Genomic DNA, 14,596 nt, shown 5'->3' on the forward strand with positions numbered 1-14,596 from the left:
AGGGGTGTCCCGGAAAGCGTCACATTCCGAAGGCGCGGCCGGGGCCCGTGATAGCAATGGGACTGATGAAATCATATTTCTGCCCGGCCGCCGGGCTACGGGCCGTCCCATGAGCAGCGTGGCCCGGGCGCCGCGCGGCTGGCTCCTCATGCTCGCGATCGGGCTGATCGCGCTGAACATGCGCGGCCCGTTGGTGGCGGTGGCGCCGGTGATCGCCCAACTGGAGGACGATCTCGGGTTCACCCCGGTGGAATTGGGATTCCTGACCGGCATCCCGGTCCTGTGCTTTGCCCTGGCCGCGCCCCTGGCCTCGCTGGCCGGGCGCAAGTTGGGGCCAGAATTCGCCATCACCCTGACCCTGCTCGGGGTGCTCTTCGGCGTCGTGGTCCGCTCGGCCGGCGGGGGTGCCCTGGTCATGCTGGGCACGGTGATCCTCGGCGTCGCCATTACGATCGGCAACATCGTGGTCCCGCTGATCATCCGCCGTGACTTCACCCCCGCCCGGCAAGGCGCGGCAATGGGCACCTACACCGCGGCACTGAACATCGGCTCGTTCCTGACCTCCATGGTGTCGGCGCCGCTGGCTGAACTCCTGGGCTGGCGGCCCGCGATTGCCGCCAGTGGCCTGTTCGCGGTGGCGGCCGCCGCCGTGTGGGTGATCGCGGTTGGCCGGCGGGCCTTCACTCCTGCCGCCGTCGCCGCGGCGGACCCGCGGCGGCCCGGCAAGCTCACCTCCCGGTGGACCACGGCAGCGCTGACCTTCGGGTTCGCCGGGCAGGCGTTCTCCTACTACGGAGTGACCGCCTGGCTGCCGAGCCTGCTCTCGGACGAACTCGGCATGGCGCCAGCAGCCGCCGGGGCAGGGTCCTCGCTCTTCCAGATCCTGGCCATCGTGGGCGGACTGGGCGTGCCGCTGGCGGCCCGGTTCGCCAGTACGACGGCGGTGGGCCTCGCCCTGGGGCTGCTGTGGCTCACCGTACCCGTGGGCCTGCTGCTCGCACCGGAGCTGTGGTGGCTGTGGTGTTCCTTCGGCGGTGTGGCCCAGGGCGGCGGCATCACGCTGATCTTCCTGGCCATTATCCGGCTGGCGSGGGACCAGACCTCGGCGGCCCGGATGTCCGCCGTCGTCCAGGGGACGGGATACTCCTTCGGGGCAGTGGCGCCGACCCTGCTGGGCTACGTCCACGGGACCACCGGCGCCTGGACCGGACCGCTGCTGATGATCCTGGGCTCGGTGGCCGCGTTCATCCTGGGCACCTCGCTGTCACTGCGGCGGGTGCCGAAGCCCCACTGATTCGCTGTCGCGCGCCGGGGTGATGTCAATCGAGACGACAGGTAAGGCCCATGTTCGCGGGGAACATGGGCCTTACCTGTCGTCTCGACGCCGTTGTCGAGCACGGGGGGATTTTCCGTTGCTGGACTGCCACCCGGATTTCGGGGTGCCTGTTGCGAAGGGCCTGGCAGCCCAGCCAACGGAAATCTGTGCGGACCCGGTTGCCCGGGACGCGGAGTCCTACGCCGGAACCAGTGCGGGGTCCCCGCTGGCGGCGTCGGCGCCGTCGCGCGCTTCATGCAGGAAGCGGTCGTAGGCCGGCAGCGTCAGGAAGGCCGGGAACTCGCTGCTGAGGGTGACTTCCTCGAAGATGTCCCGCGCGTCGGCGAAACGGTCTCCTTCGAAGCGCTCCAGTTTGGCGAATTCCTCGTCCAGCATGTCCTCCACCCACTCCCGGGTGATTACGTCGCCGTGGTCGGTGATGGCCCGGGCGAAGATCCACTGCCACAGCTGCGAGCGGGAGATTTCCGCGGTGGCGGCGTCCTCCATCAGGTTGTGGATGGCCACCGCGCCGTTGCCGCGCAGCCACGACTCGATGTAGCGGATCCCCACTTCGATGTTGTTCCGGATCCCCTGCTCAGTGATGGTTCCGGTGGTCGCGGAGATGTCCAGGAGCGCGCGGTCGTCCGCGGTGACGTCCTCGCGGAGGCGCTCGAGCTGGTTCGGACGCTCGCCGAGGACGGCGTCGAACACCTCGCGGCAGACCGGCACCAGGTCCGGGTGCGCCACCCAGGAACCGTCGAAGCCGTCGTTCGCCTCACGGGTCTTGTCCGCGCGGACCTTCTCGAAGGCGATCGCGTTGGCGTCCGCATCCTTGCGGTTGGGGACGGCGGCGGCCATGCCGCCGATCGCCATGGCGCCACGCTTGTGGCAGGCCCGGACCAGCTGCTCGGTGTAGGCGCGCATGAACGGCTGGGTCATAGTGACCTGGCCGCGGTCCGGGAGCACGAAGCGCGGTCCCCGGGTGCGGAAGTTCTTGATCAGGGAGAAGATGTAGTCCCAGCGGCCGGCGTTCAGGCCCGCGGCGTGGTCCCGGAGTTCGTAGAGGATCTCCTCCATTTCGAACGCCGCGGTGATGGTCTCGATCAGCACGGTCGCGCGGATGGTGCCCTGCGGGATACCCAGCAGGTCCTGCGCCATGATGAAGATGTCGTTCCACAGCCGGGCCTCGAGGTGGCTCTCGATCTTCGGCAGGTAGAAGTACGGACCTTTGCCCTGGGCGATCAGGCGGCGGGCGTTGTGGAAGAAGTACAAGCCAAAATCCACGATCCCGCCGGCAATAGGCGTGCCATCGATGAGCATGTGCTTTTCCGGCAGGTGCCAGCCGCGGGGGCGGACCACGACTGTGGGCAGTTCCCCGGCCGGGCGCAGCTTGTACTCCTTGCCCTCCGGGGAAGTGAAGTCGATCCGGCGCTCCAGCGCATCGGTGAGGTTCAGCTGGCCCTGGATCACGTTGCGCCAGGACGGCGTGGAGGAGTCCTCCATGTCCGCGAGCCACACCTTGGCGCCGGAATTCAGCGCATTGATCGTCATCTTCTTGTCGACCGGCCCGGTGATTTCCACACGGCGGTCCTCCAGGCCCGGGGCCGGGGGAGCCACGCGCCAGTTCGGGTCGTTGCGGACGGACTCGGTCTCGCGCAGGAACCGCGGGTCCTGGCCCTTGGAGATCTGCTGGCGGCGTTCCTGCCGTGCCTGCAGCAGCTCCCGACGGGGCCCTGCCGTGGCCTTGTGCAGCTTGGCAACAAACGCCAGCGCGTCCGGCGTGAGGACCTCGCTCTGCCGGCAAATCGGCTGCGCGGTCAACGTGATCCCGTTGATAGTGAAGTTGTCAGTGAAGCTGTTCATCTCAATCTCTCCTTGGAGAAGCAAAAGTTCGACGGCGGGTGGTGACGTGCGCTGAAGACGGCGGGCCGGATGCTCCGGAAGCGTGCGTAAAAGGGGTCCCATTGCCGCCCCGCCGAGGTGGGCAATGGCGAAGGCGGCAATGGGGAATAGCACGCGGAGGAGCGTTCGGTCCGCTGGCGGAACTGCCGCCGTCGTGAGTTCTAGTGGAACTGGCCTTCTTCGGTGGATCCCACCAGGGCCAGGGTGGATGCGTTCGGGTTGAGCGCGGTGGCGATGTCGTCGAAGTAGCCGGTGCCGACTTCGCGCTGGTGCTTGGTGGCGGTGTAGCCGCGGGACTCGGAGGCGAATTCCTTCTCCTGCAGCTCGACGTACGCGCTCATGCCTTCCCGGGCGTAGCCGTGGGCGAGGTCGAACATCGAGTAGTTCAGGGCGTGGAAGCCGGCCAGGGTGATGAACTGGAAGGTGAAGCCCATGGCGCCGAGTTCGCGCTGGAACTTCGCGATCGTGGCGTCATCGAGGTGCTTGCGCCAGTTGAACGACGGCGAGCAGTTGTAGGAGAGCATCTGGTCCGGGAACTCGGCCTTGACGGATTCCGCGAATTTGCGGGCCAGTTCCAGGTCCGGGGTGCCCGTCTCCATCCAGATGAGGTCGGAGTACGGGGCGTAGGCCTTGGCGCGGGCGATGCAGGGTTCGATCCCGTTGCGGACCTTGTAGAAGCCCTCCGGGGTGCGGACCGGCTGGCCGCCTTCGCGGAGTATGAATTCCTGGTCACGCTCGTCGACGTCGGAGGTGATCAGGGTGGCCGCCTCGGCGTCGGTGCGGGCGATGATGACCGACGGGGTACCGGCGACGTCGGCGGCGAGCCGGGCAGCGTTCAGCGTCCGGACGTGCTGCTGGGTGGGGATCAGGACCTTGCCGCCGAGGTGGCCGCACTTTTTTTCCGAGGCGAGCTGGTCTTCCCAGTGCACGCCCGAGGCGCCGGCCTGGATCATCGACTTCATGAGCTCGTAGGCGTTGAGCGGGCCGCCGAAGCCGGCTTCGGCGTCGGCCACGATCGGGACCATCCAGTCCTCGACGGTCTGGATGCCCTCGGAGAACTCGATCTGGTCCGCGCGGAGCAGGGCGTTGTTGATGCGCCGGACCACCGTGGGGACCGAGTTGGCGGGGTAGAGCGACTGGTCCGGGTAGGTGTGGCCGGAGTTGTTGGCATCCGCGGCGACCTGCCAGCCGGAGAGGTAGATGGCGCGGAGGCCGGCCTTGACCTGCTGCACGGCCTGGTTGCCGGTCAGGGCGCCGAGGGCGTTGGTGTAGCCGCCGGTCTTGTGCTCTTCGGTGAGCTGCTTCCACAGCTTTTCGGAGCCGCGCCGGGCGAGGGTGTGTTCTTCGGAGACGCGGCCGCGGAGGCGGACGACGTCGGAGGCCTTGTAGTCCCGGGTCACACCTTCCCAGCGGGGGTTGGCGGCCCACTCGAGCTCCAGTGCGGCGGCCTGCTGCTCGGGCGTCTGCTGGGTGGGCTCAAATGCTGCAGTCATCTTTGTCTCCTTGGTGGGTCCGGGGCCGGTCAGTCTGCGTCTCTGCAGATCCTGGCTGGTTGTTCCCGGATAGTGAATCTTTCCGTGAGTTCTACTTTTCTGCACTTTCCAAGGGGTTTCTAGACCAAAGCTATGGAAAGAAATGCACTTCTTCGCGTATTCTCAAGAAATGCACTCAACCAGCTGGAACCGCCAAGCCCTTGCGTCGTCCGCGCCCGCAGCGCCGGAGGTGGATGTCATCAGCCTGGGCCGGCGCGTCCGGCATCTGCGCAAGGCGGCAGGGCTCACGCTCGATGACCTGAGTGCCGCCGTCGGGACGGCCCCCAGCCAGCTGAGCCTGATGGAAAACGGCAAACGCGAGCCCAAGCTTGGTCTGCTCCAGCAGCTTGCAGCGGCACTCGGGGTGAGCATCGACGAACTGCTCGGCGCGGAGCCGCCCAACCGGCGTGCGGCGCTGGAGATCGAGCTGGAACGGTACCAGCGCAGCCCCATCTATGAGTCCCTGAATCTGCCCAAGATCCGCATCAGTTCACGGCTTCCGATGGATGTGCTGGAGTCGATGGTGGGCCTGCAGCATGAGCTGGAACGCCGCCTGAACGAACAGGTCGCGACGCCGGAGGAGGCCCGCCGCGCGAACGGTGAACTGCGCGCGATGATGCGCGAGAGGAACAACTATTTCCCCGAGTATGAGGCCGAGGCGCAGAAGGTCCTGGCCTCCGTTGGCCACACGAGCGGTCCGCTGTCCCACCACGTCATTTCGGACATCGCAGGGCATCTCGGATTCAGCCTCCACCATGTGGGTGATCTCCCTCATTCCACGCGTTCGGTGACTGATCTTAAGAACCGCCGAATTTATCTCACGCAGAACGCCCGCAGCGATCACGACCCCCGGTCGGTGCTGCTGCAGGCGCTGGGCCATTACGTCCTGGGCCACCAGACGCCGAACAACTACGGCGATTTCCTGATGCAGCGCGTGGCCACGAATTACTTCGCCGCCGCGCTGCTGCTGCCCGAGCAGGCTACCGTGGCATTCCTGCAGGAGGCCAAGCAGGCCAAGGAAATCGCGGTCGAGGACATCCGGGATGCCTTCGCGGTGTCCTATGAGACCGCTGCGCACCGCTTCACAAACCTGGCCACCCAGCACCTGGGCATCCGCACGCACTTCCAGAAGACGCACAAGAGCGGCATCATCTACAAGGCCTACGAGAACGACGGCGTGACGTTCCCGCAGGACCACACCGGCGCCATCGAGGGTCAGTTCTCGTGCCGGAACTGGACGTCCCGGGTGGTGTTCGACGTCCCGGACAAGTTCAGCGCCTACAACCAGTACACCGACACCCCGGCCGGGACGTACTGGTGCACGGCCCGGACGGAACGCTCCGCGAACGGGGAGTTCTCGCTCTCCGTGGGTGTCCCGTATGCGCACGTGAAGTGGTTCCGCGGCCGCGACACCACCGAGCGGTCCAAGTCCACCTGCCCGGACGAAAGCTGCTGCCGCCGCCCGCCGGCGTCGCTGACCGCCGAATGGGCCGGGAACGCCTGGCCCTCGGCCCGGGCCCACTCCCACCTGCTGGCGGCCATGCCGCCGGGCGCCTTCCCGGGCGTGGACGAGACCGAGGTCTACTCCTTCCTGCAGGCGCACTCGGGGAGCTGACCCTCCGGCAGCTTCTGCAGGATTTTCCCAGACGCTCCCCCAGGTCCTGCGGTTTTTGGCGGGACGCTCCCTCAGATCCGGCCCGAAGCTCCCCGGCGCTCCCTCAGATCAGGTGAGGGAGCGTTCGGCGATCGGTTGCCAAAGCTGAGGGAGCGTTCCGTGGGGGGCGGCTGGCAGGCGGGCGGACTATATTGGCCTGTGTCAGCTCATCGATCCATCTCGCGGGAGCGTGCGCCCATGGCCAAGGAACTTGCCACCCAGCTCATCGAACAACTCCAGGCTGCCGGCGTGCAGCGGATCTACGGGATAGTCGGGGACAGCCTCAACCCGATTGTCGACGCCGTCCGCAAGACTGGCGGCTCGCAACAGGGCGGGATCGACTGGATCCATGTCCGGCATGAGGAGGCGGCCGCCTTCGCCGCGGCGGCGGAAGCCCAGCTGACCGGCCGGCTCGCGGTGTGCGCCGGCTCCTGCGGACCCGGCAACCTGCACCTGATCAACGGCCTGTACGACGCCAACCGTTCCGGGGCGCCGGTGCTGGCCATCGCCTCTCACATCCCCAGCAAGCAGATCGGCAGCAGTTTCTTCCAGGAAACCCACCCCGACCGGCTCTTCAACGAGTGCTCGGTCTACTCCGAGCTGATCAGCACCGCGGAGCAGGCGCCCCGCGTCATGCACAGCGCCATCCAGCACGCCGTCGGCCTCAGGGGCGTCGCCGTCGTGACCCTTCCCGGTGACATCGCCGGCCTGGAGGCGACGGCCGAAACGCCGGCCCCGGCGACCTTCCGGCCGGCGACGCTGATGCCGGACCCCGCGAGTGTGCAGGAACTGGCCGACGCCATCAACGCCGCCGGCAAGGTGGCCATCTTTGCCGGTGCCGGCGTCGAGGGCGCCCACGACGAGGTGATTGCGCTCGCCGGGCTGATCGCGGCGCCGATCGGCCATAGCCTCCGCGGCAAAGACTTCATGCAGTACGACAACGCCTATGACATCGGCATGACCGGGCTGCTGGGTTACGGCGCCGCGGCCGAGGGCATCGAGGACGCGGACCTGCTGATCCTGCTGGGAACGGACTTCCCGTACGACCAGTTCCTTCCCGGAACCCGGACGGCGCAGGTGGACCGGGCCGCGCACAAACTGGGGCGGCGGACCGACGTCGACGTCGCAGTGCACGGCGACGTCCTCCCCACCGTTGCCGCCCTCATGCCGTTGGTCACGGCCAAGAAGAGCCGCCGTTTCCTGGATGCGATGCTGAAGAAGCACGACCGGCTCATGAACAAGGCCGTGGGGGCGTATACCCGCAACGTCGGGACGAAACAGCCGATCCACCCGGAATATGCTGCCTCGCTGCTGGACCAGGTGGCGGCGAGGGACGCGATTTTCACGGCGGACACCGGCATGTGCAATGTCTGGACCGCCCGGTACATCAACCCGCTGGGCACCCGCCGGCTGATCGGCTCGTACCTGCACGGGTCCATGGCCAACGCGCTGCCGCACGCGATCGGCGCCCAGCTGGCATACCCCGGCCGGCAGGTGGTTTCGGTCTCCGGCGACGGCGGCCTGTCGATGCTGCTGGGCGAGCTCATTACGGTCGCCGCGCACCGGCTGCCCGTGAACGTGGTGGTCTTCAACAACTCCACCCTGGGCATGGTGAAACTCGAAATGCTGGTGGACGGGCTCCCGGACTTCGGCGTCGACGTCCCGGACGCCAACTACGCGGACGTTGCCCGGGCCCTGGGCTTCCACGCCGAGCGCGTCACGGATCCGTCCCGCATCGAGGCCGCGTACCGGGAAGCCTTCGCCCACCCCGGCCCGTCGCTGGTGGAGCTCATCACGGACCCCAAGGCGCTGTCCCTCCCGCCGAAGATCAAGGGCGCGCAGGTCCTGGGCTTCGCCACGGCGATGTCCAAAGTGGTCCTGAACCGGGGCGCCGGCGAGGCCGTCAGTATGGCACGGAGCAATCTGCGGAACGTCCCGCGGCGCTAGGGGCGGGCCCGGCGAGTTCGCCGGAAGCTGCCCGGCTCGCCGGACATGTCCGGCGAACTGGAGACATTCCGGCGAACTGCGCACCAATCGAGGCGAAGGGGGTGGCCATGAAAGATCACCGCATGGCGAAAATTGTGGCGGCGGGAACCATCGCGGTGCTCACGGCTTGTGCGCCCCCGGTACCAGGGCTTGTGAAGGCCGACGGCGTCGAACGGGTTCCGGTGGACCGCGCCGCGTACGCTGCCGAATTTCAGGCATTCCGGGCCTCCGCCCTGACGTTGGGAGCCGCGCTGCTGGCCGACGGCGGTGAAGGGGCCGAAGGGAACGTGGTGTCGTCCCCCGGCAGCCTGCTGATCGCGCTCGCCATGCTGCGGGCAGGGGCGTCCGGGGAGACCGCCGTCGAAATGGACCAGATGCTGGGGCTCCCGGACGGCAACCGGGATGAGGCCATGAACGCCCTGCTCGAGTCCCTGGCTGCGTACGACGGTGATCCCGGCTCGGTCGACGAAAAGGACCCGCCCCGGAAGCCGGTCATGCATGCGGCCAACGGTCTGTTTGTGGACAAGGACGTACCAACCGGAAAGAACTACCTGGAAACCCTTGCCCGGCACTACGGCACCGGGGTGTACCCCGTGGACTTCCGGGATGAGGCCGCCACGGGGCCGGCCCTGGATGCCTGGGTGGACCGGAACACGGGCGGCCGGATCAAGAAAGCACCCGCGGAGTACGATCGCGACAACACGTTCAGCCTCCTCAATGCCTTGTACTTCGCCGCGGCATGGCTGTCGCCATTCGATCCCAACGACACCTCGGACAGCCCCTTCACCAAGTCCGGTGGCGAGGAAATCAGCGTGCCGACCATGTACAACTCGCTGCAGCTGGCCTATGCGGAGGGCCCTGGCTGGCGGGCGGTCGAGCTGCCGTACGCAGAAGGTTTTGCCATGCGGCTGGTGCTGCCCGGTCCTGGCGTTGGGCCGGAGAGCCTCACGGCGGCCAAGCTGACGGCAATTGCGGCGGCCCTGGACACGGCCCCGGAGGTCTCCGCACTGATCTCCCTGCCCAAGTGGGACCACAAGAGCACCTTCGACCTGCGGAAGGTATTTGAAGCGCTGGGGCTGGCCAGGACCCTGGTCACCACCGAAGACTTCGACGCCATCCAGCCGAAGCTGACGCTCACGCAGGCCGCCCAGGCGGCCAACATCACCGTTGCCGAGAAGGGAACGGTGGCCGCCGCCGTGACGCAGATCAACGGCGCCGTGACCGGTGTGCCGCCCCTCCGGGACCAGACCATCGACTTCGACCGGCCGTTCCTCTACCAGGTCGTGCACACCGAAACCGGACTCCCGGTCTTCATGGGGAAGGTCGCGGACCCGCGCTGACGGGCGGCCTACCGGGACCCACATCGCCGGAAGCCCTCCAGTTCGCCGCAAACTTCCGGCGAACTGGAGGGACTCCGGCGAACTCGACGGCTTAGGGCGTCCCGCTCCGGCGCTCTTGTGCCAGGGCCGCCGCCACTTTTCCAATCAGCTCGTACGGGACAGGCTTCCGCAACGGGAACTTCAGGGTGCCCTTCGCGGCGCGGTAGGGGGCGAGTTCCGTGCTTAGCGATTCGTCGCCGTCGGGCACGGGGTAGACGGAGATGTGGTGCGCCCAGCCCGCGAAATATACGACGTATCTGCCCCCGAGCGTGATCGTCGGGATGCCGTAACTGATCTTCTCCCCTGATCCGGGTACCGCCGCATGGCAGCATCGCCGGATCTCCTGCAGCGCCTCCTGCACGTCAGCAGGAAACGAGGCGATGTATTCCTCCACGGACTCAAAGTGCTGTGCCATTGCCGTTCCCTCCAACGATCCCAGCAACGAGTTAGCGCGGGCCGCCCTGCCACAAGGCATCGAACGGCGCGCCCGAGGCCACACGGTTCCGGATGCCGGCGGTCACAAACGCCTTCGCCGTCCGGGCGGCGGCCAGCGGCGTCGCACCCTTGGCGAGCTCGGCCGTCACCGCCGCGGCCAAAGAGCACCCGGCGCCGGAGACTGCCACCTCGCCCACCTTCGGGGCGGACAGGACTTCCAGGGTTTCGCCGTCGTAGTAGACGTCGACGGCGTCGGGGCCTTCGAGCCGCACGCCGCCCTTGGCGAGCACCGCGGCGCCGCTGAGCTCATGGATGCGGACCGCGGCGGCCTTGAGGGACTCGACGTCGGTAATCTCCAGCCCGGAGAGCGACTCGGCCTCGAAATGGTTGGGCGTGACGAAGGTGGCCAGCGGCAGGATGTGGGACTTGAGCGCCTGGTCGGTGTCCAGGGCGTGGCCCGGCTCCTGGCCCTTGCAGATCAGCACCGGATCCAGCRCCACGTTGGCGAACTGCCCGGCCGCCAGCGCCGCGGCCACGGTCGAAATCGTCGCCGGGCTGCCCAGCATGCCGATCTTGACGGTGTCCAGMACGGCCGGTGCGCCGGACGCGGCRCCGTASGCCGCCGTCGTSGCYTCCAGCTGGTCCGCGATGACCTGCTGGTCCACYGGGACRAAGCGGTGGTTCCAGTTGTCCTTGGGGTCGAAGGACACGATGCAGGTCAGGTTCGCGATCCCGAAGACGCCGAGTTCCTGGAACGTCTTCAGGTCAGCCTGCGCGCCGGCGCCGCCGGTCGCTTCGGAGCCTGCGATGGTCAGCGCGACGGCGGGGGAGGAGGCGGGCTCGGTAGCTGTATCGGAAGCAGCAGCGCCATCCGCCAGGGCGGTGGAATCGAATGCGGTAGAAGTCATGGTCCCATCCTGCCATCCCGCCAAAACCGCGCGCATTGTGCTCATGAACAAGCGTTCCATGAACAGTATGAACAAAACCTGAGTGTTCCGGATCACGCGGACTAGGGTGGCGGACGGTGTTGCTTACAGGCGGCGCCGGATCCAGGAAGGTTCATTGATGAGCACCCAACTGACCGAAGCGGCCCAGACCCGGAAAGCCGTCGGCAACATCCTCAAAGGCTCGGCCGGCAACCTTGTTGAGTGGTACGACCTCTACGTCTACACCGTGTTCGCGGCCTACTTCCAGGCGCACTTCTTCAACTCCAAGGACGAGCTCCAGGCCGGTCTCGAGGCGATGGCCGTCTTCTCGACGTCGTTCCTGATGCGCCCGATCGGTGCCTGGTTCTTTGGCCGGTACGCCGACCGCAAGGGCCGCAAAGCCGCGTTGACACTGAGCGTGACCATGATGTCCGCGGGCTCTTTCGCGATTGCGGTGCTGCCCACCCAGGACGTGATCGGCCTGTGGGCCCTGATCCTGCTGGTCCTCATCCGCGTGATCCAGGGCTTCTCCGTGGGCGGTGAGTACGGCACCAGCGCCACGTACATGTCCGAGGCTGCGACGTCCAAGCGCCGCGGCTTCTTCTCCAGCTTCCAGTACGTCACCCTGGTCGGCGGCCAGATGCTGGCACTGCTGGTCCTTGTGGTCTTGCAGAACGCCATGCCCAAGGCTGAGCTGACCGAGTGGGGCTGGCGCATCCCGTTCGCGGTGGGCGGCGTGGCCGCGCTGGTGGTCCTCTGGCTGCGGCGCTCCATGGAGGAAACCGTCTCGGCCGAACAGCTTGAGGCCGCAAAGGCCCCTGCCGTGGGAGGCCAGGCGCAGCCCGGGACCATGAAGCTGCTGTTCACCAGCTACTGGAAACCGCTCATGATCTGCATCGGAATCACCCTTGGCGGCACGGTGGCGTTCTACACGTACACCAACTTCATCCTGAAGTTCATGAACGATACCTCCGGCATCGCCAAGACGGACACGTCGGTCATCAACTTCTGGGCACTGTTCATCTTCATGCTGCTCCAGCCGGTTTACGGCATCATCTCGGACAAGGTCGGCCGCAAACCGCTGCTGCTGTGGTTCGGCATCACCGGCGTCCTGTTCACCTGGCCGCTCCTGTCCGCGCTCGCGGGGACCAAGGATCCGATCACCGCGTTCCTGCTGATGATGGGCGGTCTGCTGATCGTGGGCGGCTACACCTCCATCAACGCCCTGGTGAAGGCCGAGCTCTTCCCCGCGTCCATCCGCGCCCTCGGGGTGGGCCTGGGCTACGCGATCGCCAACTCTCTCTTCGGCGGCACCGTCCCGCTCATCGGCGCTGCTCTGCAGAAGACCGGGCAGGAAGAGCTGTTCTTCACCTACGTCACCGTGGCCATCGCCATCTCCCTGCTGGTCTACATCTTCGCGCTGAAGAACAAGAAGTCCACGCACCTGGACCACGAGCAGGGCCACGCCTGGGCGGCCGCTGGTCCGGACGCGGCTGCGGGGACGGCGGCTGCTGGTCCGGACGCGGCTGCTGGTGGTCCGGGCGACGGCGGCAGGGACGAGGACAAGGACCTCATCGACGCCTCGCGCCGCTAGGGCAGGCCGCAAGCCGTCCTCGAGTTCGCCGGAAGCGCGCCGGGTCGCCGTATGTTTACGGCGACTTGGCGCGTTTCCGGCGAACTCGCGGCCTAAGGAGCGAATGGACGGCGACAACGACGGCGGCCCGGTCCCACGCTATTGGGCGTTGTCTGCGAACCGCAGCTGCAGGATCGTTGCGGCGGTGCCCGCCACGAACGTTCCCGCGAGCACAACATAGCTGCCTGGCTGGAGCGAGCCGACAGGATCGGCCACCATGCCGATCAGCAGCGGGACGATCGAATAAGGGAACCACTCCGCCCAGCCGGTCTTGCCGAACAGATTGCCCAGGGCCAGCATAACGAGCGAGAAAGCGATGGGGGCCACTTCGCCTCGGCTCCACACTGCGATCCAGGCGACCACAGGCGCGAGCAGGAACGAGACCGTCGCAGCGAGGAGCACGTGTGCGATTCCCGTCGCGGCCAACTCTGCCGAGAACCCCGGCAGCCCCAACACCAGTCCGATCGCCATGGCCTCGACGAGGACTATGACGATGAGCGCCATCCACCACACGGCCGCGACCGCCAGCTTGGCGGCGGCGAACCAATGACGGGCCACGGGCAGTGCGAGCATGTTCTTGGCGGTGGCATCACCGTACTCCCGACCAAACAGGTAGGCGACGATGAACGTCAGCAGCAGCATCCCGCCGACACCGAAGACCAGCGTGAGCATGTAGAAGTATTGGAGCCACGTCGCCTCAAGCCCGGCAAGGCTCGCTTTGGTACCCAGAAGCCCCAGCTGGGCCGCCCGCCCCGGTTCGCGCACGATCCACATGAAAAGCGCAATACCGAGCGGCATGATCGCGAGCACCGCCAGCGTGGCCCACGTCGCCTTGGCACGGTGGAGCTTCATGAACTCGGTGCCAAGAACCTGACCGAACATCAAACCGCGCCGCCCTCGGACGAAGCGCCGCTCCTCCGGCCATCGGCACCGCGCGCATCGCCCGTCCGCGCCAGGAAGTAGCGCTCCAGATCCAGTGTGAGCAGCGCCTGCTCGCGCTCTTCCGGGGTGTAGGCGCCGGTCGCGAACGCGCGCGCCTTCGCGGCGAGTTCGTCGCGCGACGACTCCTCGATGAGACGGCCGTCGTGGACGATACCGATGCGGTCGGCCAGGTGAGCGACCTCGGCGAGGATGTGGCTCGACATGAAGACGGTGGCGCCGCGCCCGTCGGCGAGCGAACGGAGCAGGTCGCGGATCTCGACAATGCCAGCCGGATCAAGGCCGTTGGCGGGCTCGTCGAGCACGAGCAGTTCGGGGGAGTGCAGCAGCGCGCGGGCGAGAGCGAGACGCTGTTTGTTGCCGAGCGAGAGCTGCCCGGCACGCCGATCGGCATAAGGATCCAAGCGCAGCAGCGTGATCGAGTCGGCGACCGACCGCGGCGGCGAACCGGTGAGCCGGCGCTGGATGTCCAGATTCTCGCGCACGGTGAGGTTGGGGTAGGCGGTCGCGGTCTCGACGAGGAAGCCAACGCGGGCGAACACAGCGGTCTCGCCAGGGATGATGCGCTGGCCCAGGATGGTCACCTCCCCGCTGCTCGGCCGGATCAGGCCGAGCATCATGCGGATGGTGGTCGTTTTGCCCGCCCCGTTCCTGCCGAGGAACCCGTAGATCTCGCCCCGGCGGACGTCGAGGTTGAGCGAGTCGACGGCGGTGACGTCGCGGTACCGCTTGACGAGGGCGCGCGTGGAAACCGCGGAGTCAGGCATGGGGCTCCTCCATGGCCCCATCCTGCCACCATGCCCGGAGCGTTCACAGGGTGAAGCTGCGGCTGCATCAGGCTCCCGCACCGTCGGGTGCGAGAATGGAGGCGGTTCCGGCTGCTTGTGTTACCGGG

At 67.2% G+C, this 14,596-nt stretch carries 11 protein-coding genes; 5 read left to right on the top strand and 6 right to left on the bottom strand.

Features of this window, described 5'->3' with window-relative positions:
• Positions 1 to 109 precede the first annotated feature (109 nt).
• Positions 110 to 1,294, top strand: coding sequence for an MFS transporter (locus AC1DHX_RS03355; protein ID WP_476899855.1), 1,185 nt, complete (start codon positions 110 to 112; stop codon positions 1,292 to 1,294).
• Positions 1,295 to 1,513: 219 nt separating this feature from the next.
• On the opposite strand, the gene aceB is transcribed toward AC1DHX_RS03355, so the two are convergent.
• On the bottom strand, positions 1,514 to 3,178 hold the full coding sequence (gene aceB / locus AC1DHX_RS03360) for a malate synthase A (protein WP_476860060.1): 1,665 nt from the start codon (positions 3,176 to 3,178) through the stop codon (positions 1,514 to 1,516).
• Between the two features lie 200 nt (positions 3,179 to 3,378).
• Entirely contained in the window at positions 3,379 to 4,710 is a 1,332-nt protein-coding gene (gene aceA, locus AC1DHX_RS03365; protein ID WP_476850538.1) for an isocitrate lyase, read from the bottom strand.
• Positions 4,711 to 4,852: 142 nt separating this feature from the next.
• Here aceA and AC1DHX_RS03370 point away from each other — a divergent pair, with 142 nt between their 5' ends.
• The 3 genes from AC1DHX_RS03370 to AC1DHX_RS03380 all read left to right on the top strand — a co-directional run bounded on the left by AC1DHX_RS03370 (position 4,853) and on the right by AC1DHX_RS03380 (position 9,729).
• Positions 4,853 to 6,364: a helix-turn-helix transcriptional regulator gene (locus AC1DHX_RS03370; protein ID WP_028278044.1), complete on the top strand. Its 1,512-nt coding sequence runs from the start codon at positions 4,853 to 4,855 to the stop codon at positions 6,362 to 6,364.
• Positions 6,365 to 6,601: 237 nt separating this feature from the next.
• Positions 6,602 to 8,350 (top strand): pyruvate dehydrogenase, encoded by a 1,749-nt coding sequence (locus AC1DHX_RS03375; RefSeq protein WP_476860061.1) that lies wholly within the window; start codon positions 6,602 to 6,604, stop codon positions 8,348 to 8,350.
• Between the two features lie 107 nt (positions 8,351 to 8,457).
• Complete coding sequence (locus tag AC1DHX_RS03380) at positions 8,458 to 9,729, top strand: serpin family protein (RefSeq protein WP_476860062.1); 1,272 nt, start codon at positions 8,458 to 8,460, stop codon at positions 9,727 to 9,729.
• A 91-nt stretch (positions 9,730 to 9,820) separates the two neighbouring features.
• Here the strand turns inward: AC1DHX_RS03380 and AC1DHX_RS03385 are convergent, their stop codons facing one another.
• Positions 9,821 to 10,183 (bottom strand): iron chaperone, encoded by a 363-nt coding sequence (locus AC1DHX_RS03385; RefSeq protein WP_476857834.1) that lies wholly within the window; start codon positions 10,181 to 10,183, stop codon positions 9,821 to 9,823.
• A 31-nt stretch (positions 10,184 to 10,214) separates the two neighbouring features.
• Positions 10,215 to 11,111: a hydroxymethylpyrimidine/phosphomethylpyrimidine kinase gene (locus AC1DHX_RS03390; RefSeq protein ID WP_476899856.1), complete on the bottom strand. Its 897-nt coding sequence runs from the start codon at positions 11,109 to 11,111 to the stop codon at positions 10,215 to 10,217.
• A 157-nt stretch (positions 11,112 to 11,268) separates the two neighbouring features.
• Between AC1DHX_RS03390 and AC1DHX_RS03395 the strand changes: the two genes are divergently transcribed.
• On the top strand, positions 11,269 to 12,723 hold the full coding sequence (locus tag AC1DHX_RS03395) for an MFS transporter (RefSeq protein WP_476860063.1): 1,455 nt from the start codon (positions 11,269 to 11,271) through the stop codon (positions 12,721 to 12,723).
• A gap of 138 nt (positions 12,724 to 12,861) precedes the next feature.
• Here the strand turns inward: AC1DHX_RS03395 and AC1DHX_RS03400 are convergent, their stop codons facing one another.
• Positions 12,862 to 13,644: an ABC transporter permease gene (locus AC1DHX_RS03400; RefSeq protein WP_476860102.1), complete on the bottom strand. Its 783-nt coding sequence runs from the start codon at positions 13,642 to 13,644 to the stop codon at positions 12,862 to 12,864.
• Positions 13,644 to 14,468, bottom strand: a complete 825-nt coding sequence (locus AC1DHX_RS03405; RefSeq protein ID WP_476860064.1) for an ABC transporter ATP-binding protein — start codon at positions 14,466 to 14,468, stop codon at positions 13,644 to 13,646. Before AC1DHX_RS03405 ends, AC1DHX_RS03400 begins: the two co-directional genes overlap by 1 nt.
• Positions 14,469 to 14,596: the final 128 nt, after the last annotated feature.

The organism is Arthrobacter sp. 05N33_2, from assembly GCF_056397425.1.

Bases quoted from the DNA above. Each gene is read 5' to 3' on its own strand.
- aceB (WP_476860060.1), bottom strand. From the start codon at position 3,178: ATGAACAGCTTCACTGACAACTTCACTATCAACGGGATCACGTTGACC.
- AC1DHX_RS03395 (WP_476860063.1), top strand. From the start codon at position 11,269: ATGAGCACCCAACTGACCGAAGCGGCCCAGACCCGGAAAGCCGTCGGC.
- AC1DHX_RS03385 (WP_476857834.1), bottom strand. From the start codon at position 10,183: ATGGCACAGCACTTTGAGTCCGTGGAGGAATACATCGCCTCGTTTCCT.
- AC1DHX_RS03370 (WP_028278044.1), top strand. From the start codon at position 4,853: ATGCACTTCTTCGCGTATTCTCAAGAAATGCACTCAACCAGCTGGAAC.
- AC1DHX_RS03400 (WP_476860102.1), bottom strand. From the start codon at position 13,644: ATGTTCGGTCAGGTTCTTGGCACCGAGTTCATGAAGCTCCACCGTGCC.
- AC1DHX_RS03405 (WP_476860064.1), bottom strand. From the start codon at position 14,468: ATGCCTGACTCCGCGGTTTCCACGCGCGCCCTCGTCAAGCGGTACCGC.
- AC1DHX_RS03375 (WP_476860061.1), top strand. From the start codon at position 6,602: ATGGCCAAGGAACTTGCCACCCAGCTCATCGAACAACTCCAGGCTGCC.
- AC1DHX_RS03380 (WP_476860062.1), top strand. From the start codon at position 8,458: ATGAAAGATCACCGCATGGCGAAAATTGTGGCGGCGGGAACCATCGCG.
- aceA (WP_476850538.1), bottom strand. From the start codon at position 4,710: ATGACTGCAGCATTTGAGCCCACCCAGCAGACGCCCGAGCAGCAGGCC.